Annotated in this window: 15 protein-coding genes; 6 read left to right on the forward strand and 9 right to left on the reverse strand. The window is 48.1% G+C overall.

All coding sequences use genetic code 11. The annotated features are described in order from the left end of the window. Positions 1-217: 217 nt before the first annotated feature. Both OHJ21_RS11585 and yqeK read right to left on the reverse strand, forming a co-directional pair. Positions 218-949 carry a metallophosphoesterase family protein gene (locus tag OHJ21_RS11585; RefSeq protein ID WP_394055086.1) on the reverse strand — a complete coding sequence of 244 codons (732 nt, stop codon included), beginning with the start codon at positions 947-949 and terminating at the stop codon, positions 218-220. A 22-nt stretch (positions 950-971) separates the two neighbouring features. Next, a complete protein-coding gene (gene yqeK / locus OHJ21_RS11590) occupies positions 972-1607 on the reverse strand; it encodes a bis(5'-nucleosyl)-tetraphosphatase (symmetrical) YqeK (protein WP_486021034.1) in 636 nt (211 codons plus the stop codon). Positions 1608-2093: 486 nt separating this feature from the next. Between yqeK and OHJ21_RS11595 the strand changes: the two genes are divergently transcribed. The 3 genes from OHJ21_RS11595 to OHJ21_RS11605 all read left to right on the forward strand — a co-directional run bounded on the left by OHJ21_RS11595 (position 2094) and on the right by OHJ21_RS11605 (position 5234). Beyond that, positions 2094-3350, forward strand: a complete 1257-nt coding sequence (locus tag OHJ21_RS11595; protein ID WP_100537778.1) for an ABC transporter substrate-binding protein — start codon at positions 2094-2096, stop codon at positions 3348-3350. A gap of 86 nt (positions 3351-3436) precedes the next feature. After that, positions 3437-4396 (forward strand): carbohydrate ABC transporter permease, encoded by a 960-nt coding sequence (locus OHJ21_RS11600; protein ID WP_100537779.1) that lies wholly within the window; start codon positions 3437-3439, stop codon positions 4394-4396. 16 nt (positions 4397-4412) lie between these two features. Further along, positions 4413-5234 (forward strand): carbohydrate ABC transporter permease, encoded by an 822-nt coding sequence (locus OHJ21_RS11605; RefSeq protein WP_326113189.1) that lies wholly within the window; start codon positions 4413-4415, stop codon positions 5232-5234. A gap of 232 nt (positions 5235-5466) precedes the next feature. Here the strand turns inward: OHJ21_RS11605 and OHJ21_RS11610 are convergent, their stop codons facing one another. Next, on the reverse strand, positions 5467-7047 hold the full coding sequence (locus OHJ21_RS11610; protein ID WP_100537781.1) for an MDR family MFS transporter: 1581 nt from the start codon (positions 7045-7047) through the stop codon (positions 5467-5469). A 207-nt stretch (positions 7048-7254) separates the two neighbouring features. On the opposite strand from OHJ21_RS11610, the gene OHJ21_RS11615 reads away from it, so the two are divergent. The 3 genes from OHJ21_RS11615 (at position 7255) to abnA (ending at position 10232) form a co-directional block, all read left to right on the forward strand. Continuing rightward, positions 7255-7626: a MerR family transcriptional regulator gene (locus tag OHJ21_RS11615; protein ID WP_100537782.1), complete on the forward strand. Its 372-nt coding sequence runs from the start codon at positions 7255-7257 to the stop codon at positions 7624-7626. A gap of 125 nt (positions 7627-7751) precedes the next feature. Then, on the forward strand, positions 7752-8981 hold the full coding sequence (locus OHJ21_RS11620) for an aminopeptidase (RefSeq protein ID WP_394055082.1): 1230 nt from the start codon (positions 7752-7754) through the stop codon (positions 8979-8981). A gap of 297 nt (positions 8982-9278) precedes the next feature. Then, positions 9279-10232 (forward strand): arabinan endo-1,5-alpha-L-arabinosidase AbnA, encoded by a 954-nt coding sequence (gene abnA / locus OHJ21_RS11625; protein ID WP_394055080.1) that lies wholly within the window; start codon positions 9279-9281, stop codon positions 10230-10232. 170 nt (positions 10233-10402) lie between these two features. On the opposite strand, the gene OHJ21_RS11630 is transcribed toward abnA, so the two are convergent. From OHJ21_RS11630 to OHJ21_RS11655, 6 genes are all read right to left on the reverse strand, one after another. Beyond that, positions 10403-15619: an S-layer homology domain-containing protein gene (locus tag OHJ21_RS11630; protein WP_486020107.1), complete on the reverse strand. Its 5217-nt coding sequence runs from the start codon at positions 15617-15619 to the stop codon at positions 10403-10405. A gap of 776 nt (positions 15620-16395) precedes the next feature. Continuing rightward, entirely contained in the window at positions 16396-16968 is a 573-nt protein-coding gene (locus tag OHJ21_RS11635; RefSeq protein ID WP_486020108.1) for a DUF1697 domain-containing protein, read from the reverse strand. Beyond that, positions 16965-18362 carry a protoporphyrinogen oxidase gene (locus OHJ21_RS11640; RefSeq protein WP_486020109.1) on the reverse strand — a complete coding sequence of 466 codons (1398 nt, stop codon included), beginning with the start codon at positions 18360-18362 and terminating at the stop codon, positions 16965-16967. The genes OHJ21_RS11635 and OHJ21_RS11640 overlap by 4 nt, the downstream gene beginning before the upstream one ends. 517 nt (positions 18363-18879) lie before the next feature. Continuing rightward, positions 18880-19623 (reverse strand): GTP pyrophosphokinase, encoded by a 744-nt coding sequence (locus OHJ21_RS11645; RefSeq protein ID WP_486020110.1) that lies wholly within the window; start codon positions 19621-19623, stop codon positions 18880-18882. 352 nt (positions 19624-19975) lie between these two features. After that, a complete protein-coding gene (locus OHJ21_RS11650) occupies positions 19976-20962 on the reverse strand; it encodes an acyltransferase domain-containing protein (protein ID WP_486020111.1) in 987 nt (328 codons plus the stop codon). A gap of 11 nt (positions 20963-20973) precedes the next feature. Next, positions 20974-21651 carry an MBL fold metallo-hydrolase gene (locus tag OHJ21_RS11655; RefSeq protein ID WP_394057361.1) on the reverse strand — a complete coding sequence of 226 codons (678 nt, stop codon included), beginning with the start codon at positions 21649-21651 and terminating at the stop codon, positions 20974-20976. Positions 21652-21724 lie beyond the last annotated feature (73 nt).

The raw sequence follows: 21724 nt of genomic DNA on the forward strand, positions 1-21724 counted from the left end.
ATCATCTTCATCCTTTAATAGATAGTAATGTAAAATTAAATTTATGTGATTGCTAACATAAAAAAAACGTCTATCAACGTACTTTCTCAGTAGACAGACCGCATGTAGCGGAAGTTTTTCTTGCGAGATAAGGATGCTAAGCCTTGGAAGTTTATACTTTCTTATCTCTAAAAAAAAGAGCCGGCATCACCGGCTCTTCAGAAATCGATATCATCCATTAGTCTTTTCTTACTTGATACCGTCCCGTTCTAACCTCAAGAATATAGTCCTCAGGGGAAGGCATGCCGGATTCCAAGGCATCCTGTACGGCTTGTTCAATAGGGTATGGCACGCGAATAAATTGAATGTTGAAAGGAGCAGGATCTTCGCTATCATAGATCCCCTCCAAAATGGCATAGGAGGCGTCAGGCATTTCAAGGGGGTTGCCGACGCTGCCGGTATTAAACAGCGTTCTCCCGTCCAGATGCTGGTGATACGCATTATGAATATCCCCGTAACCGGCGACATCCGCGATTCTTGGGTCCCCGCACAGCGCGGAACTGTGAAACAAGGTTTCCCGCTGCTCCTGATCATCCCAGGGCTGTATCCGCTCGTACACGCTGCGGGGCGAAGCATGAAACAACCGGATCCATTTACCGCTCATCATGAACTCAAGAATATACGGAAGATCGGCAAGATATTGAAGCCTCTCGCTTCCGAGTCTATGCTGATGCCATTGGAGGACCGGATTGTCGGTTTCCTTACCTATAAAGTCATCCCAGTTCCCCTTGATGACTTGCTGGCAATGGGTTCTCACCATATCAACCGCGATATCTCCGTGCGGGCCTTTGCCAATCAAGTCACCCAGGCAATAAATGGTTTCGATTCCGCGCTGTTTGATATCCTTCAGAACGGCCTCCAGGGCAGGGATGTTTCCGTGTATGTCGGAGATCAATGCAATTTGCGTCAATGAACCCGCCTCCAAACTTCGTTTATTTCAGATTACTGTGGTTGTAGTTTAGTGAATCCCGTAATTCATCATATGCGTCTCGAAGCCAAGGATGGACAACTTTCAGCGATTCACGCCGTTTCCATAAGTATTGTATATATTCAAATGAGGCATGATCCAACGAGATTTGCAACTGCTCCGTAATCTCCTTTAAATATGGGGGAGTCCCCTTCTGATCCCACTCGATCTTGTCAGCGACGAACAATACCTTGTCTAACAAAGATGCCTTGGCTCTCAACGTTGTATGGCAGCCAACCGCATTTAAAATTTCCTGTTCTGTAATCTTGAACATATTCTCGGCCATGTATGCTGATATTTTCTGATGTATGATCATCGGAAATTGCTCTTCTTCAGGCAATACATCCAACCCGATCTCGCGGGATACCTGAATGCGGACGTGATTTGGAAAAACGGCGCTAATATCATGAAGATACCCGGCATATTCAGCAGCGGTCGGATCGGCACCATAGAGAACAGCAATTCTGCGGGCTTCCTCCCCCACTTTCAGTACATGCTCTGCTGTCTGTGGACATTGGTGTTTCAGCAGAAAGCTGGCCACGTCATTCCTAAGATTCCCGGTGAGCTTGTGACCCCCAAGCTCACGGTAGGAACTGATCATCAATCGACGGTTACGCGGGTCATTCACTCTTTTCACCTCACCTAATCCCCTTGAATTTACCAATCTAGCACTTCATTTTCCATACAATATTCACTTATACTGAGAATAGTTTGAAGCTATTATACATGAAAGTCAAAGAAAGGAGGTCATCCGATTCCATGCATCGTCGGCTGGGTATTAGAGCACGCGATGCGTATATCCACAGCAACGGCAATACATAACGCACATTGGAAGGAGGCAATTATACACTGGAACGAGCCCAAAGGATTCTATTAAAAAGCAGCCCGGAGGCTGCTTCATTCAATGGAATTAGTTAGGGTGATCCGAAAGCGTACCGTTTGTCCATTTATTATTCCTTAATATGGAATGTTTCGATTTTTAGTCTAATGTTTATAAAGGTAATCATATATTTTTACTCACGCAAGCTTGGTAACTGAATAAGATTTAAAGCATCACCGACTTCACCACGTTAGGAGGCTGACGATAGTGAATACACGCAGGATGGTTAGCTTGGGGTTACTGATTCTTGTTATGCTCATCAGCGGTTGCGCTGGAAATGTTTCCACCGAAAAGACGAAAACGCTTACACTCTGGTATTGGAACCGAAGCCTGGACGATGAGCTGATTAAATCCGTTGAACAGGAGTTTCCGGGGATCCGAATCGATGCGCAAAAAATCGGTGGCGACTTCAAATCGAAGTTAAAAACAACGCTAGCGGCCGGTTCCGGAGGACCGGACATCGTCGCTTTTAACGACTGGGTGGCAGAGCTGTTTACGAGTTCGGATCGTTTCTACGATCTGTATGAGCTGGGCGCAAAGGACATTGAGCCGGATTTCCTGGATTGGAAATGGAAGCTAGGCGTTACGCCCGAAGGCACCATGATTGCCCTGCCAATCGATACAGGGCCAACGGCTCTTTACTACAGGGCCGATTTGTTCGGGGAAGCCGGGCTGCCGACCGAACCGGAAGAGGTCCATGCGCAGCTTGGCACCTGGGATGAATACTTTGAAGCCGGGCAGAAGCTGCAGGAGCATTTTGATCAAAAAGTAAAAATGCTCGACAACATCACCAACATTTACACGCAAATGAATGCTCAGTCTGAACGCATATATTTTGCCGAGGACAATACGTTTATCGGCGAAACTCCCGAGTCCTCCATGAAGACGGCGTGGGATACGGCGGTGAAGGCTTCCCAGATGAAGCTAAGCGCCAACGTCAATACGTCCTCCTCCGAATGGAATGCCGCCATGAACAATGGACGGGTCGCTTCCTTTGTCGGTGCGGTGTGGATGAAGGAAATCTTGATGCAGGCGGCGCCAGATACCAGCGGCAAGTGGAGAGTAGCACGCGCCCCTGGCGGGGACGGCAACAATGGCGGCTCCTTCCTGGCCATTATGAAAACGAGTAAATATCCGCAAGAAGCATTTGAAGTGATGAAATATATTCAGAGTCCGGAAAATCAAGTTCAATCCTTCAAGAAGATCAACCTCTTCCCTTCCGCCAAAGACGCGCTGGATGCCCCCGTGATGAAGGAACCCGAGGAATTTTTCGGGAATCAGGCAACGGGCGAGGTGTTCTCGGAATCTGCGCGTAACGTCAAACCTGCTTATTTCGGCGGTAAATTCGCTAATGTAAACGGCATTGTCAATCGAGAGCTGTCATCCGTTGCGCTCCAGGGCAAGAATCCTGATAAAGCCTGGGAAGACGCGCTGGCCCGAGTCAAAAAAGAACTGCTTCGCTAACCCGGATCCGTTTTCGGTTCTTACCTGTATGTTTCTCGATGGCTATAAGTACTTAAATACCAACCGATTGAGGAGGTTACAGTACGATGGATAATCCAATGCTGAATCATACGCCCGCGGAACAGAAGCCTGTTCCTAAGCATCCGAAATCACAAGACAGACTGTCCGCACAGATATGGAAACACCGCAAAGAATATTTGGCGATTTCCCCTTTTTACATTCTATTTGCCATATTCGGGCTCTTCCCGATCGGCTTCTCGATGTTCCTGTCCTTTCAGAAATGGGACGGCATCGGCGAGATGACCTTTAACGGGCTGGGCAACTACCAATTCATGCTCACCGATCCGGAATTCTGGAGAGCTGTCGGCAACACGCTGCTCATCTGGATCTACTCCACGATACCGATGCTGTTTATCGCGCTGGTTGTTGCCTTCCTGCTTAACGCATCGTTTGTCCGATTCCGCACATTCTTCCGAATCGGTTATTTCCTGCCGAACGTTACCTCACTCGTAGCGGTTGCCATCGTGTTCGGTACCGTATTCTCAAACAATTACGGCCTGCTCAACTATATTCTGTCCTTGCTCGGCCTGAACTCTATCGAGTGGTTGAATAAAACATGGGGCATACAGCTCGCCATTTCGGTCATGGTCATATGGAGATGGGCAGGGTATAACGCCATTATCTATCTTGCCGGGCTGCAGAGCATCCCGACCGTCCTGTACGAAGCCGCCAAGATCGACGGTGCCTCCGGCATACAATCCTTTTTCAAGATCACCATTCCCAATCTAAGGCCCATCATACTCTTCACGGTTATTACTTCGACCATCGGCGGCATGCAGATCTTTACCGAACCGCAGGTGCTTGTCGGCAACGATGGCGGTGTCAGCGGCGGCGGTATGACCATCGTCCTCTACCTATACCGTGAAGCCTTCGTGAATAACTATTTCGGATATGGCGCTGCCGTCGGCTGGGGAATGTTCCTGCTCATTGCACTCTTCTCCATCGTGAACTGGAAAATGGTGCAGGGCAGTCCTTCCAATGACTGAAATGGGGGTGAATCGTATGTTCAAATGGAAATCCATATTCCTTCACATCGGGTTAATCGCCGGACTGCTGCTGTCGATTTTCCCCTTCTATTGGCTGCTTGTAATGGCAACGCGCACCACTTCGGATATTTACAGCTTTCCTCCGAAACTATGGTTCGGTCCACACTTGCTCGATAACGTGTCGAGGGTGCTGAGCAGCATCGATTTTTTCGGCGCCTTCTGGAATACCCTGTTCGTAGCTTCCGCTTGTACACTGTTAGTCTTATTCTTTGATTCCCTGGCCGGATTCACGTTCGCTAAATTCCAATTCCCGGGCAAAAAATGGCTGTTTGTGCTGCTGCTAGCTACCATGATGGCGCCTGCCCAGTTGTCCCTGGTGCCCTCGTTTGTCATTATGGCAGAGTTCGGATGGGTAGGAACTTATAAAGCGTTGATCATTCCGGGAATGGTAAACGCCTTCGGGATCTTCTGGATCAGGCAATATGCGCAGGAGTCGGTACCCTCGGAGCTGCTCGATGCCGGCAAAATCGACGGCTGCGGTTTCTTCCGCCTCTACTGGAATATATCGCTGCCGATTCTGCGTCCCGCCCTCTCGTTCCTGGCCGCCTTCACGTTCATCGGCGTTTGGAATGACTACCTGTGGCCGCTTATTATTCTAAATGATGAGAACAAATTCACCTTACAGGTTGCGCTCTCCTCATTGAACGGAATATATACGACCGACTATTCGATGGTTATTGCCGGTACGCTGCTCGCCGTCATTCCGCTGATCGTTATGTTCCTGTTCATCAGCAAGCAATTCATTTCCGATATTGCAGCAGGTGCCATTAAGAGTTAACCATCAGGGGGTGCCCCAAAAGATCCTGGATCTGGCGGGATGCCCTCTTTTTCTCTTAAGAGCAACCGACTGAAACGCAAGAAATGGCGGTGCAAGGATAATATCCTGAGCACCGCCATGTTTTCATAGAACATAGCTTTCAAACTGACGAACCATCAGTCCCATGAGCCATCTGCTTGTGGGACAAATCTTTGATATGTTGACCCCAGATCATGCCACCGAACTGTAAACGCTACGGCACCATCACCAGCTTTTCATTTTCCGGAGTTTCTCCCTCTTCTTCTGAATCAACCATGGCCTCCCTCTTTAACTCCGCTGTTTCATCCAACTTTTTACGGCCCATTAACGTTGCTGCTGCAAGCGCTAATGCTGCAGGAACAATTGCCCAGGCAAATGTAACCGCAATAGAGGAAGCGAGGGTGTCCGAGATCGGTTTGAGCAGTTCTGATGGAATCAGAGACCTCGTCTCCGGCGCCAATAAAATGTGGGGATCCTTCAGATCGAATCCTTCAGGAAGACCACTGGTGTTCATTCCTCCCGGTGACAGGGATCCGGTGAAGAAGCGGCTCTGTATTAACCCGAACACCGTTATTCCAATGGTCATTCCAAGCGATCGCGTGAAGTTGAAAGTCGAACTCGCCATCCCGCGCTGTTTATAGGATAAGCCATGCATGACGGCCGTACCCAGCACGGAGAACGATCCGCCGATGCCAAGCCCGATCAGCACCATATATAGGGTTACGATGAACCTGCTGGATTCCGACGTAAGCGTCGATGCGAGCACCATCCCTCCCGTGAACAGGACAAGCGTCGGGATCATGATGTTGCGATACGATATTTTACTCATCAGAAAGCCGCTCACCGTAGCCGTGATGACGGAGCCCACCATCATGGGCAGCAGGACGAGCCCCGAGTTCGTTGCGCTTCCGCCGAGTACGCCTTGAATGAAGATCGGAATATACACGGAAGCCACGATGAACGATCCTCCGCTAAATAAACCGCACAGCACACTGGATGTATAGAGTTTATTCTTGAACAAACGAAACGAGATTATCGGTTCCTCCGCCCTTCTCTCCGCAAGCACGAAGAGAACCAGCATGACAAACGCCATAGCAAACAATGCCAGAATGATCCAGGAATTCCACGCCAACTGCTTGCCGCCAAGCTCTAAAGCAAACATGAAACAGATGACACCCGTCAGGAGCGTAGCGGCTCCCATCCAATCAATCGGCTGCTTGGAACGTTCATGCGATTCCTTATAAAACAGCGTAACCATCATGAAAGCCGCGATGCCGATTGGCAAATTAATATAGAATATCCACTGCCATGTAATATGATCCGTAATATACGCACCTGCGAGCGGTCCGAATATGCTGGATAATCCGAACACGGCTCCGAATAACCCGGTGAGCTTACCCCGCTTTTCAAGGGGAACCGTATCGAACATTATAGCGAATGCAATCGGGATGAGCGCACCGCCGCCGATACCTTGCACAGCACGATATAACGCCAGTTCTGTAATGGAGTTCGCCGTACCGCACAGCACGGAACCCAGCATAAATACAATCATCCCGAATACAAAGAACTTCTTGCGACCGTACATGTCGGACAGCTTTCCGAAGATCGGCATTCCCGCAAGCTCGGCGACCATGTAAGCGGAGGTCACCCATACGAAATGATCAAGCCCTCCGAGCTCCCCGACGATATTCCCCATTGCGGTCGCTACGATGGTATTGTCCATGGAGGCCATTAATATGCCGAGCAGCAGGCCGGCAAGCACGATGGGTAATTTGTTCGTTGATTGTGTCTTCAAGTTCTCATACACTCCTTCTAAGTAAGTTTCTTTCATTACTGTTGTCATTGTAATTCAGAAAATATGACAGGTGACTGTCACACTTTTTGCCCTACTTCTCTTTTTTTTCGACTATATAAATAAAGCCCAGACACTTTCAACCCACATACCTGGTAGCGTATAATCTGGGTATCCAACTCATGCAAGGAACAAGGAGGTTCATGTGGAATGAAGATCAGTGAATTATCGCAAATCAGCCAGGTCAGTGCACGCTCCATCCGGCATTATGAACAAAAAGGCCTGCTTGAAGCCGACAGGCTTGATAATGATTACCGTCATTTCGACACATCGGCCATCGAACGGGTTAAGATGATTCAATTGTATTTGAAACTGGGTTTAACGACGGATCAAATCAGAGCTTTATTCAAAGGTGAGGTCACTTCTCCAGATGATTACGAGTATTGCGAGGAAATGCTGTCCATTTACCAAGAGAAGTTAAGTCATGTGGATGGTCAGATCGCAGCTCTCCATGAGTTGAAAAGACTGCTTGAAAGGCAAATTTCCCTTACGCTAAAGAAAAAGAATCAGGTCCCTGTCTGACAACATCCGCAGCCCCGAGTGTCATCATGCTCGGGGCCGTTCATTTCAAGGATTAGATCCGTTATCTGCATTCCTACTTAACATGTTAAAATAAAGTGTACATCTGAAATGGAGGAAATCTACATATGGACAATTTCGAGAAAAATCTGGAGAAATACGCGGAGCTGGTCGTTAAGGTTGGCGTAAACGTTCAACCGGGCCAAGTGCTGATCGTCAATGCTCCAATCGAAACCGTAGAATTGACACGCCACATCGTGGCCAAGGCGTACGATGCAGGCGCGAAATATGTGCAAGTCGACTGGGATGATGAGCGAATCACCCGCATTCGCTACGAGAAAGCACCCGATGACTCTTTCGGTTATTATCCGCAGTGGCAGGCTGACGCCATGCAGCAGCTGGCTGAAGGTGGAGGAGCCATTCTGCGCATTAAGGTTCCGGATCCGGAGCTGTTCCGCGGCATTGATTCGGCCAAAGTATCTACAGCCGTGAAAGCCGCTGCCGTAGCTAACGAGAAATACCAGGTTTATGTGCGCAACAATAAAATCAGCTGGTCGCTCATTAAAGCCCCTACCCGTGCCTGGGCCGATAAGGTATTCGGGGATCTTCCCGAAGAGGATCGGATTCAAGCGATGTGGGATGCGGTATTCCAGATGAATCGGGTGGGTAGCGAAGATCCGGTTGCCGCTTGGCGGGATCATATTGCTCAGCTGAAGCAACGCCAGAATCACATGAATGCCAAACGCTATAAGAGTTTCCACTATCGTGCGCCGGGAACGGATCTGCGCGTGGACATGCCAGAGGGGTATCTCTGGCTCGGCGGCGGTGACGAGAATGAAGCCGGCGTATATTTCGTGGCCAACATGCCGACCGAAGAAATCTACACGATGCCGCACCGTACAGGCGTGAACGGGACCGTAACCAGTACGCTTCCGCTTAATTTGAACGGTCGCCTGGTGGAAGGCATGAAGCTCACGTTCAAGGACGGCAAGGTTGTCGAATATGAAGCCGAATCCGGACGGGAGCATCTTACAACACTGCTGGAAACGGACGAAGGTGCCTCTTATCTAGGAGAAATGGCACTCGTACCGCATGACTCGCCAATCTCCCAGCTGAACCGCGTCTTCTATAACACCGGTATCGATGAGAATGCATCGTGCCACTTTGCCCTGGGAAGCGCCTATCCTGTCAATATCGAGGGCGGTACCAAGATGAACAAAGAAGAACTGCTCGCTCGCGGAGCCAATGTCAGTCTGACGCATGTTGACTTCATGATTGGTTCGGCTGAGCTGGACATTGACGGCATGCTGGCTGACGGCACGATTGAACCTGTATTTCGCGGCGGACGATGGGTTTAAATTCACTCTGAACAAGTTCAGAAACGCATCTGAATAGTTAGGACAAAGCCCTGCGGGAAATCGCAGGGCTTTCTAATGTTCATCACTCGTACATACTGGATTATGCAGACTTCAAAAGGAATTGCCAATACCGATTTTTTTACTTTACTTATTTTGGAAGCGCTTTTATAATTTAATATAACATAAATCATTTCACATAACTATGAATCAATATCATAAAAGGTTGGAGGTGATCCGAGGAAAGATAAACGCGGCACAGTTTAGCAATGCTCATGTCATAATAAAGGGAAGAGGATGATGATGAAGCAAAAAGGGAAATGGCTTGCCACGCTTTTACTTGCCATTAGTTTATGCACGGCAGGCGCGCAATCCGCTTTCGGTGCATTCTGGAACCTGAGCGGCGATATCGTGGTACATGATCCAACGATCATTAAGGAAGGGAACACATGGTACACCTTCTCTACCGGTCAGGGCATCCAACTGCTGAAATCGACCAACGGAACGAACTGGACCAGATCGAACCAGGTGTTTGCTTCCCCGTTGTCCTGGTGGAAAAACTATGTGCCAAACCAAAGCACCAACGATCTATGGGCGCCAGATATCGAATATTTCAACGGCCGCTACTGGCTCTATTATTCGATCTCCTCCTTCGGCTCCAACACATCCGCTATCGGTCTGGCTTCTACGACCAGCATCTCATCCGGCAATTGGCGAGATGACGGTCTAGTCACGCGTACGACCTCCTCCAATAACTACAATGCAATTGATCCGACGCTGACAATCGACAAGGACGGCAATCCGTGGCTGGCTTACGGCTCGTTCTGGAGCGGACTCAAGCTGACAAAGCTTGATGCGAGCACCATGAAACCGACCGGAACCTTGTATTCCATTGCCTCACGCCCGAACAACGGGGGGGCCATTGAAGCGCCAACCATCGTTTATAGAAACGGATATTATTATCTGTTCGCCTCTTTCGATTCCTGCTGCCAAGGTGTAAACAGCACCTACAAAATCGCCTACGGCCGTTCCTCCAGCATAACAGGTCCATACGTGGATAAGAACGGCACCAGTATGATGAATGGCGGCGGCACGATTATGGACAGTGGAAATGCAGTGTGGAAAGGTCCCGGACATCAGGATGTCTATAATAACCTCTTGATTAGACATGCGTATGACGCAACCGACAATGGCACGCCAAAACTGCTCATCAACGATTTAAACTGGGATTCCCAGGGCTGGCCAACTTATTGAGGATGCATACCTTTAAAGCGTATCCTTCCATCCGCACCACGCGCGGCTCCCAGCGCGCCTTGTTTGGCGTTACATGACGGTGGTCAACCATGAAGGCTTCAACTCCAAAAAGGCTGACACTAAAGCGATCGCTCTAGTGTCAGCCTCTTATTTGTTCTTAAATCTTATTGTTATTCTCCATGCTCCAGCATCCGCAGAATCATCATGACCGCTTCCGCACGGGTAGCAGATTCCCGAGGAGCAAACCGGTTACCCGAACGGCCATTCACGATGCCGGCCTCGGCCGCGGCTGCGATTTCCCTCTCCGCCCAAGCCGGAACGGCTTGCTGATCACGGAATTCCGTTGCTGTTGCTGGTAAGGCAAGGCCCAGATAACGAGTGATCATGACCGCCATTTCAGAACGGTTGACGGATTGATTCGGTCTGAATGAGCCGTCTTGATATCCCTTCACAATACCTTCGGATACGGCCCATTGAATCGCTTCAAGCGCCCAGGATCCGATCAGGGAACTGTCTTTGAAATTCAGCTTCCCAGCTTCCCCTTGTCCATCCAGTGCTTTGGCCATCATCACCATAAATTCTGCTCGCGTTACCTTACGGTCCGGTTTAAAGGTTTGATCCGGATAGCCGCCAACGATACCAAGCTGAACCGCTTCCTCTATCACCGACGTAGCCCAATGTCCAGCGATGTCTGTTAACATCACCGGTTTTGGCTCCGGCTTCGGTTCTTCGGTCCCCGGCTTCGCCTTACGGTGAATGGTTATCTGGTAGGTTCGGGTCGTACCGTTCTCCGCCCGAATTACCAGCTTCAACAGGTTAGCCCCTTCCTTCAGCGCAATTACCTGATCCTTCTTCAGGGGTTCTTCTCCCAGAAGGATTGTTGCCTTGCTATGCGCCGCATCAACACGGAGCTGGACGGAATCGGCTTCCGTCTCAAGTCGGTACTCTGTCGTGTTCTCATGGAATGCAGGGGTTAATTCAGCTGCTTTGCCGCCGATGATCAATTCAAGTCCTTTTAAACGGTTGTCTCCAGATAATACATGGCCTCCAGAGGATCCCGATCCCGATTCTGATCCCGATGATGGAGGATTCTCCGGTGAAGGTACAACCGAAGCGTTATAGGCACGAATCGCAGCTTGCAGAGCGTTGATCGCATCCTGTACTTCCTTGGCAGTTGCATGATCCTGTTGCGCTATGGCGCTGGCGCTTTCAATGGCGGCACGGAGTGCTGACCTTGCTCCGGCCGGATACTGCCCCGGCGATGTGCCTTCCCGTGTTTCGTCAAGCCTTTGCTGTGCCGATGCAATCAATCCGATTAACTCGCTCTTGTCAACTGCTGCTGCCGGTGTTGTGACCGAGTTATGAAGTCCGGCGCTCTCTCCCGCAGCATTATAGGCTTTTACGGTAAAATGATATCGGGTGTCCGGCTCCAAACCGGTGGCGGTATGTGAATACACATCATTTGTCACGGTAACCACCGGTTCACTCCGCCCTTTCAGATATACACGATATCCATCCACGCCATCATCTGCGGTTGCTTCCGGCCAGCTCATGGATACGCCGTTTGATGTGATGTCCGAAAATTCAAGCTTCCCGGCTATCCACACAGGTGCACCCGGAATTTCTACGGCTTGAGTGATGACCGTTAAAATCTCACTCGGAGCCGATTCTGTGCCTTGCTTATCCACGGCGGTAACTTTGAATTCATACAGCGTGTCCGGGGTCAGCCCAGTCGCTTCATATACGCTATCGGTGACAGTTGCCACGCGCTCCCCGTCCTGATACACATTATAGTTCACAACTTGTTGGTCCGGACCCTTCGCGGGATCCCAACCGATTTGAACCGTTGACGATGTCACATTCAGTGCTTTCAGGTTGGTCGGAGCATCAAGCTTCCCGCCATCTGTCGTGAAGGTCCACACATCCGAAAGGGTTTTCCCTCCGAATTTGTCTTTTGCGACGACATACCAGGCATAGGTGCCATCGGAATGAAGTCCTGCCCACGGCTGAGTAACCTCCGTGCCGCTAGCCACGTTCTGCGGTGTACCGATGGGTGCTCCTCTTAGATGATTTACTTGGATCGAATCCGTTGCTACTCGCTTTAATTTCGGTTCAAGATCCAGATTCATCTTGAACTCATCCGATCCATTTGTATAATAATTGTACTTATCCAGGTAAGGAGAATACGTATTCACGTAAATCTGCTTGCTATCCTTATCAAAATGCAGCAGTCTCAAGTAACCACTCCCGCCATCGGCATGTCCTTGATAGTCTGCCAGCATCTGATACACGGTTCTGTCCGCAGTACCGTCACCATTATCATCCAATTCATTTTTAAGCAGACTGGCTCCCGTGTAATGGCCGCTCAGAACGGCTACCACGTTCGGATTCGGGACAACAACTTCCTTGTATAATTTGTTGCCTATTCCGGAGCGAGTTCCGTTCGCGAGCATATAATCATGAAAATTCAGGAATGCGATACGGTCAGGATACTCTGCGAGAACCTCGTTCATCCACTTGATATCCTGATCTTCGACGCCCCATCCCATATACATCATGATGAAGTCGTTTCCTTCTACGGAGACAAGATCGTAGTGCCCGCGATTGTCCTTGTAGGAACCTCCGTAATATGGCTGATTCTTATAACGGTCCTCCCCGAAGTATTGACTGTAGGTCGTGTAATCCCAATCATAACTTCCCACATCATGATTCCCGGCAAGCACGCCGTGCGGAAGATTTGCATCCTCCAGCATCTTCATGTAATCATCGGCACGTTTCCATTGATACTCAGCTGTTGGATCGTTCACGATGTCACCGGTATGGAACAAATATTTGATGTTCATATCATCGATGGAATCGACAATCCAGTTGAATTGCTTCTGCTGGATATGCGGGTACAGCTCCGTTAAGAATTGGGTATCCGATACCCATACAAACGTGTAATCATAATCCCCACGGGAAGGGATTTCATCCTGTACGATGACATCCACTTTGCTGTTCAGTACGTAGTCTGCTGCCGTCAGTTCGCCTCGAAGCGTAAAATCATCTTCAGACTGCGCAATATGTTTGGTGATCTCCGTCCACTTGTTCAGATTGTGGTTCCAGGCATACATCGTGACCTTGCGGCCCGAAACAGTGTGTCCTTCCCAAGTCACTTCAACGCTGTCACCCGGCTCCACGGCATGCTCCAGCTCTACCTCAAACCGGATATAAGGGAACTGGGACGTGGAATCCACCGTGACATATTGATCGTTGGATTCAGCTACCAGCTTCAATTCCTCTTCAGTCAGCGCGGTTTCGCCCGCCGGGAACTTATCTTTAGGCGGCTCTTCATCCGAGGAGTTCTTGGAGAGCTTCACCCGATCGCCGCTTAATGCATGATACGGAAACGCCTGATGGAAGGAGACCTCAAGATCGTCATCCGATGGATCGCTGACTTGGACCTTAAGCTCCGGCGATAACCCGGTTCCGCTCTCCATATCTGCTGGTGAGATCAATACAGGTGCATTCGGATGCTCCGGTGAAGTGTTAAACGTAACCATACGTTCCGAGATGTTGCCGATCTTGTCCACTGCGCGGATTTCCAGCTTATGATCACCTGGATCAAGCTTGGAAGATGAAGTATCATACGGCACCTGGATGGCTTGACCATCTAGCAGGACCTCCACCCGTTCCACGCCGGATACGTTATCTTGGGCAGTCACATCGATCGGAATGCTTCCCTTATAACTCTTCCCCTCTTCAACGGTCACGTTAATTTCCGGTCCATTGTTATCGACCTGAACGTTGGCAAATGCTTCAGACTTACCCTTTACATGCAAATCAACCTTGTGCTGCCCGTCTGTTACCGACGTGGTATCCCATGCGTAAGACAGGGCTTTTACTTTATCGGCAAGAATATCGAATTGAAACGCAACAAAAGGCAGAAACCGCCCATCGTCACCAAGGTCGTGGATAAGCGCAGGATCCTTAAATTGCGGATCCCGGATTTCTGTCCCATCTCCTAACAGCAGCCGTACGTTGCGGGCATTAAAGTCATCCATATTGCCCGTCGGCTTGTCATCCTCGAAATAGGTTTTCTCGTTATCGCCGGCCCGAAGGGTAATTTCGTTTGTGCCGCTTGTCAGCCATTGCGGTTCGATGGGGACAGCGATCGTTTGATAGCCGTCAATGTTCGCCGCGGTTTTGAACAGAACATTCTTGCCGATGGTTACCGTGTTGATCCCATCGTCAATACCATCGCCTTCAAAAACAAAATAAGCGGAATGCTCCATAACAGGTGTGCCTTGAACCGGCTGCCCGTCGATATGAAGCTCAAGATCGGCAGGTTCTACCCCATCCGCTGCCCCCCGAATATACGTTATCCCGGTGACGGTCTGTTGATCGTCAACATTCAGGCTAGCGCTGGCACCATTCCCCGTTAGATCGACTTCGTATTTGGGACTTTCTACTTTCTTAAAGGTGTTGGACACTGTGAAATAGTACTCCAGCTTCGTGTGTCCCAGCAGTTCCAGATAAGAAATCGTATGGCTGAGGCCTTGCTCCCCTTCCTGAAGCTGTACGACCTTGTAATCGTTCTGTCCATCGACACGATAAGATAGCGCGAGTGAGGTAACCATACGATCATCATGCGCTTCTGCGGCAATCTCCAGATTTTCGCCCGGCTCCACATTCGTCGTTGTCGTCCGGTTGGTGACCGTCGGTTCCTTGGTCACGTCGATATGTACCGGCTCCGCAGGCACCTCGGAATGCTGCAGCGAACCCGGCGTAGCCTTATGCTCACGCTGGGAGATCCGCTGCATCTTCAGGCTGCCATCTTCGGGATACTTATAGAAGATCCCCTGATCAGCTTCGTTATGAACATCTCCGTCATTGTAAAATGCGGACACGATCGGATTGCCGGTGTTTGTCACCACCACGAGCTCCCGCATGCGTGAATTGGACATGCCGCCTGAGAATATTTTGACAACATCGGTGTTTTCAATCAGGTTCGTGCCGTAATTTTTATTAAAATCAGCAATCGTGGATTTGCTGTTCTGAGCGTTAATGATCCAGAACACCAGCGTGCCTCTGGATGGTATCATCACCTCATCGGGAACATGAGCCCAGAGGGTATCACTCTCCAAGTAGCGATAACGAATTTTGTAATGGCTGAAATCGATGTCTTGATCGGTATTGTTGTATACTTCAATAAATTCATATCCGTCGGCGGTTCCTACATTCGTAGAATCAGGAACAAGCTCGGTGATCAGCAGTTCAGGCACATTGTTCAGCGCAGTGGATGACTGGGCTGAAGCCTGTCCTGCAAAACCGATAAACGAGGCCGACAACACGATACAGAGAATCAAGAAGCAGGATATACATCGATTCAGGACGATCTTAGACAATGGAAAACCTCCTAGAAATGATTTTTTGAACAATCAATTCAGTTTCCCAATTCTCCAGGTCTCCATGGGATCTCCAAATTTAATTAAAGCGTTTTCAAGATTAAATCCCTCATGATATCAGATTCAGGCTATCCCCTAGAGAGATCCATTTAGCACTTCACCTCCTAAGATCAATAATTGCATATTCCCTTCGTTTTTTAAACCACTTTATGTAAAATCTGATAAATGATACACAAGTCCCGGAATCAGCTAACCATCTAGTAAAATAGGACAACATGTAAACAGACCTGCATCACTATTTCTTGAGTAAGCATCCATATCTCAAGGTCCGCATATGAGATTAGCATGACGTTTAAAGCTCATTACTTCCGGACTATTCACGTCTTATCCGGTTCATCTTTGAGCAAAGATCGGTCCCATCCTCTATCATAGGATGTGGCTTCTGCATATTCTGCACAAAAAAAAGACCCCGCGAATGTTATCGCAGGATCCTTATCAGTGGGAAGCGATTCTGTTATTCATTATGCAGCAATTTTCCAATTGCTAGGGTGCCTTACCTGAAAAGAATCGAAGAAACTTCGCTCTCCTTCTCCTTTTGCGAGTGTTCATGGCGAATCAACTGCCTTTCGGAATGACATCATGTTCTTCCGTCCGTCGATTGACAATACCACTTCCCACTTGTTCTATATTTACCCGTTCCTCAGAAAGTGAAACACTTTAGCCCGAACTTCCTCTCGAATTGGGAGATCGGCCTATGTCCCCTTCATTTGTATAAATTATTGCGATGGCTCACTTTTCATCGACTGAGACAGTTGTACCAGCTTGTTCATGGTTTTCCAATTCCGCATCGTCATCGGTACGCCAAGCTTCGACAACTGAACCGCCAGCTTGGAATTCCGAACGCTTTCCTTGAACAGTAAGTATACCTCTTCACCGATAACTTCGAAGGTTTCTTTTTCATTCACATAAAGCCTTAATTTCTCCACGTCTTCAGCAGCAGGCGCTTCCGGCAGCATGGCAACATAAAGACTCTCAAACTCCGATGCTGCCTCCGCTTGACGCAGCGTTTCATCCGAAAATGGACAGTTCCGAACGATCCCCTCGATTTCCTCGGAGGTTCTAATAATCACCGATATCGGAAAGCCGAACGTTTCAATTATGCCCTGCTCTATATGAACGCGCAGCGTTTCCTTGGATTCCCCGGATTCAAAGAGCACGTTTCCGCTCTGGATGTAGGTCTGCACGCGATCTAGTCCCATAGATTCAAGCATCTTTCTTAAATCGGCCATTTTGATTTTATTGTGTCCGCCGACATTGATCCCTCTAAGCAACGCAATATAGATTGTCATCCAGGCATCCTTTCCAGAATCAGACCTGCCGTCTTCTCCCCGTTCGCGATGCAATCCGGTATACCCACTCCATAATAGGAGCATCCCGCGAGAATAACGTTAGGATACAGGTCATCCATTTTCTGTTCTAATGACTCCACGATTTGCCGGTGCTTCAAATGATAATTCGGCATATTGTCATGCCATTTGGTGACTTCATAAGAGATCGGTTCAGCCTTAATACCAAGGCTTTGGCTGATATCCCCCATCCCGATCTGTTTCAATTCTTCGTCGGATAATCGGATCAGCTCCTCATAATGCGGATTGGAGCTCTTGTAGAATAATCGCATCAACAACCGCTTGTTCTCCGAGGTATGCTCCCATTTCCGGCTCGTCCAGGTGCAAGCATCACATTTTAACTGGGTTCCCTTAGCCGTAATAAATCCCGTTCCATCAAAAGGAAGCTCTTCGTCTTGAATATCATAGGCAAGGTACACGCTGATGAGCGATTTGGTATAGAGCTGGTCAAAGTCCTCGTTAAGCTGCGGATCTTGCAGCAGTTCCTTCGCCGCAGATCCCATCGTGCTTAATACAACAAAATCAGCTTCAAGCTTTTCGCCATTTGCCAACGTTATCCCGTAGCCGCTAGCTGTTTTCTCCAGCTTCTCTGCGGCAACGCCCTTGTATATCTTCGCACCTGCTTCTGTCAGGCTCTGTGCCAGTGCGTCAATCACAACCGAGACTCCGTCTTTGAAGGAAAGAAATTTCTTATTGCCCGAGCCAAGGAATTTCTGTTTATTCTCGGCCAACCCCCCCATGATGCTGCCATACGTATTTTTGTACTCCAGCAAATAGGGAAATGTGGACGCAATGGTCAGGTCATGAAGCTCCCCGGAATAGACGCCCGATATGACCGGAGCGATCTGATTCTGAACGATTTCCTTGCCTAGGAAAGACTCGAGGAACTCCCCCAGAGAATCATGCTTGGTAAATGACTCATTCGGCGTGTAGTAGTCCTTGAGCGCCTCCACCTTCCCCTCGGCAGACACCAGCTCGCTTTCCGCCAAGGATTTCAGGCTAAGCGGTATGCCGAATACGCTCTCATCCGGGATTCTTTTCAAACCTGCAGTCGTATAGATAAAAGAAGTCCCCGTGGCATTATACACAACCTGGTCTGTTAACTGAAGTTCCTCCAGAAGCGGTGCCACATTCGTTTTCCGGGAGACGATCGAATCCGCTCCGGTTTCCATCATAAATTCACCGTTCTGAACGGTTCGGATTTTGCCTCCCAACGTTTCACTTGCCTCGATAAGCACCAGTTCCATATCCTGTTGATGGTGATTCAACTCTTTTTGCAGATAGTATAAGGTCGACAGTCCGGTAATGCCGCCGCCGATGACTACGGTAGTTGTCACTGTACATACACCTCTATTATGTAGGTTCATAACATCTTAATCATGATTGTTACCATTGTATCCAATTTCTAAGTATATCATAGAGGCCGCTCTTTCGAGGGTCGCCATTCCCTCAATATTGTGAACTGATCCGTTTATACAGCCACCGGCTTCCCGCCCGCGGAATATACCGTGTGTACTGCTCCCTTTTATGCACGTGCTTGGATGGTTGTCGACAGCAAAAAACTCCGCGAGATCACTCGCAGAGTTTTTCTATCGTGGGAAGCAGTATATCCATTCTGACGCTATCATTCCATTGCTTTAATAGCTTGAGGTGTACGTTTGGAATAATTCAGACTGTGTCGTCCTTATTCCTCGTTACGTTGTACATGGGTATCAAATCCTTTCGGTAATTCCGACTTAACGTCTTGTTATCCGTCTGGTGTTGATGTGTTTCCACTTCCCACTTAGGATATATATACCCGGTGCACAGTCGATGAAACAGGTGAAACTTTTCTTATTCCCACCGGCGAGAACTTTATTTATCCTCAGTCAACACTTCAATCAAGCCTGCCGGGAGCTCATACTTGCGGTTGTTGATCTGAATGCTCTTCAATTCCTCCAGCAGCGAATCATCGCTTTCCGAATCCTTAATGGCCTGCACTTCGTGGTGCAATTGCTCCATCTGACGGTCCAGCGCGTTAGCCGTATCGGCAGCCTTCTTAAGCTCTTCCAGCAGATGCTGAGGGACCGACTTATTATATTTGTAGAAAATTTTATGCTCCAAGCTCGCCCAGAAATCCATGGCAATGGTTCGAATTTGGACTTCAACGCATACCTTCTCCACCCGGTCGGAGAAAAAAACTGGCACTTCGACTAAGAGATGCAGGCTCTGGTAACCGTTCGGCTTCGGATTCTTGATATAATCTTTGACATTTAGGACCGTTAAATCGCTCTGCTTCTGCAGCATGTCGCTGATTTTATAAATGTCGGTAATGAATGAGCAGGTGATTCTTAAACCCGCGATGTCTTTGATATTATCTTCTATGGAACTGAGAGAGATGTTTCCGCCTTTTCGGAGCAGCTTCTTCATGATGCTCTCCGGTGATTTCAGGCGGGATTTCGTATGTTCGATCGGGCTATAATCATGAAGAGCCTGGAACTCCTCTTTTAATATTTCCATTTTGGTTTCGATCTCATCTAAAGCGAATTTGTATTTCATCATAAATCGGGTAATTTCATTCCGAATGATTTTGAGCTGTTCAATTTGCAAAGAATTCATGGGATACTTCCTTTCGATTGTGTGATTCAGAGCCGTGATGACTCGAGTAGTAAATAAAAACAAAACACGCTGCTAACATTCTAGAAGTTCTGTTCCCTCTTTAAATAGTAGTTGATATTGAGGTGCGACTGCAACTTTAGTGCAATAACGTCAAAAAGACGCTGCAGTCAGAAAGCCGCAACGTCTTTTATCTTATGCGAGCACCGCGCTGCTTGATATCGTTGGTATAAACCATATCTTGCAAGGCGTTTATGCTCGTATTTTATTATCCCATACGGTTTATGAACAAGTTATTATTTCTCGGGTAATCGCAAAATACTCATGGTTTCGACATCAATTCTCTTAGAATGACTTAAGTGGTTACTCGCTGCATTTTTATTTTGGAAATGACTTGTTCCAATCTTTGGATATCCTTATGAAAAGGACTTAGAACGGTGTGTATATTTCGGGCTTCATGGGAGCCAAACATTTGATGATTATGCTTAATGAAGTTGGCAAGTGTTCCTCCAGGGCCTAAATCTACAAAAATCTTATCTTCCAGGGGCATCAAAGATTTCAACGCGTCGCGGAATCGGATCGGTTCCCTCACCATGTTCCATAAGTATTCGGGTTCGAAAGCAGCCACCCTCTGCCCGCTAAAAGATGAAATTACGGTTGTATGGGGAGACTTTAAAGCTAAAGAGCTTACATGGCGCTTATAATACGGGCCAGCCGGGTCGATCCACTTGGAATGGAAACCATGACGAATGGGTAATCGCTGAGCCATGATATTACGATCTCTTAAATAAGACTCCACTTCGGAAAGAGCCGAAACTCCTCCCGAGATGACAAAATGCGTATCAAAATTAACCGATGCAATTTCACAGTTCTGATAAAGTATCGATTCGCTGCTGTATAGCGATACCTGATCAAGAATAGCGATCATGCCCCCGGGTTCGCAATGATTCTGAATGATTTCAGCTTGGGCGATCACATGCTCCAACGCTGCATTGTAATCCATGGAACCTGCGACCGTGCAGGAAGCAAATTCCCCCAAGCTTGTGCCTAACACATAATCAGGGAAGATCTGATATTCCATAAATACCTGAGCTAAGGCATACTCGATCATGAATATTGCGGGGTGCGTGAATGGTAATGAATCAAATGGCCGGCTGATTGGATAATTATTCTCGTAAAGCTCGCGGGTTACCGATTTACCGGAGATTTGATAATAATATTGATCCAGCTTCTGAATCCAATGACGAAATACCGGCTGATCCCGATATAACTCCTTGCCCATTTGATAATATTGTGATCCTTGCCCGGAAAACAAAAATACGATCGATTTCCCCACTTTCATTCACTCCCATTTCATCGAAAATTAAATATTCCTTCTTGATTTGGCCTCATTCTGAAATTGACAAAATGCTTGAGCGAATCCAATTGAAAGTAGATGTTCTGATCGTACAACATACTTATCGTTTGACCAGGAGGGGTTCCATAGGAATGACCGGGAAATACCCGCAGTTCCGGAGACGCAAAAGATTTGATTTTTTGAATGCTATCAAACATCGCCTCAGCGGATCCGCCCTTGAAATTGCATCCCCCGCAGCCTTCAATAAAGAGTGTATCCCCCGTAAAAATACAGTCTTCAAGCAAAAAACACATACTTCCCGAAGTATGCCCGGGCGTCCACAAGCACGTCACGTTTGTCTCCCCGAATACGACGACCTCATGATCGGATAAACTTCTCAAATGTCGGCAATTGAAACCATAGTCTTCAATTTCCACGCTCGACATGAATACATCGCATTCATAAATCTCGGTTAACACCGACGCCAAATTTACGTGATCGTAGTGAGAATGGGTCAGCATAATCCCTTTCACATCTGCGTTTAAATCGTTTAGCTTGCCCATTATGGTATCGAGTTCCCATGAAGGATCAATGATGATGGCAGAGCGGCTGCTTTTATCAAAAACAATATAGCTATAATTAATAAAGGGATGCGAAACCGTTCGCAGTACAAACACTTCGTAATGAACCATGATTCCTCCCCTTTCACATTGGGTTACAAAAAACTCCCGGCTAAGTGCCGTTTACTGCAGCTTAACCGGGATTCGT

The organism is Virgibacillus sp. LDC1, assembly GCF_025792345.1.
Lineage (GTDB): Bacteria > Bacillota > Bacilli > Paenibacillales > Paenibacillaceae > Paenibacillus_AQ > Paenibacillus_AQ lautus.

What these genes read in the sequence shown, in the direction of transcription:
- yqeK (WP_486021034.1), bottom strand. Translation starts at nt 1,607, where the DNA reads ATGATCAGTTCCTACCGTGAGCTTGGGGGTCACAAGCTCACCGGGAAT.
- OHJ21_RS11600 (WP_100537779.1), top strand. Translation starts at nt 3,437, where the DNA reads ATGGATAATCCAATGCTGAATCATACGCCCGCGGAACAGAAGCCTGTT.
- OHJ21_RS11605 (WP_326113189.1), top strand. Translation starts at nt 4,413, where the DNA reads ATGTTCAAATGGAAATCCATATTCCTTCACATCGGGTTAATCGCCGGA.
- OHJ21_RS11615 (WP_100537782.1), top strand. Translation starts at nt 7,255, where the DNA reads ATGAAGATCAGTGAATTATCGCAAATCAGCCAGGTCAGTGCACGCTCC.
- OHJ21_RS11620 (WP_394055082.1), top strand. Translation starts at nt 7,752, where the DNA reads ATGGACAATTTCGAGAAAAATCTGGAGAAATACGCGGAGCTGGTCGTT.
- abnA (WP_394055080.1), top strand. Translation starts at nt 9,279, where the DNA reads ATGATGAAGCAAAAAGGGAAATGGCTTGCCACGCTTTTACTTGCCATT.
- OHJ21_RS11635 (WP_486020108.1), bottom strand. Translation starts at nt 16,968, where the DNA reads ATGACAATCTATATTGCGTTGCTTAGAGGGATCAATGTCGGCGGACAC.
- OHJ21_RS11645 (WP_486020110.1), bottom strand. Translation starts at nt 19,623, where the DNA reads ATGAATTCTTTGCAAATTGAACAGCTCAAAATCATTCGGAATGAAATT.
- OHJ21_RS11650 (WP_486020111.1), bottom strand. Translation starts at nt 20,962, where the DNA reads ATGAAAGTGGGGAAATCGATCGTATTTTTGTTTTCCGGGCAAGGATCA.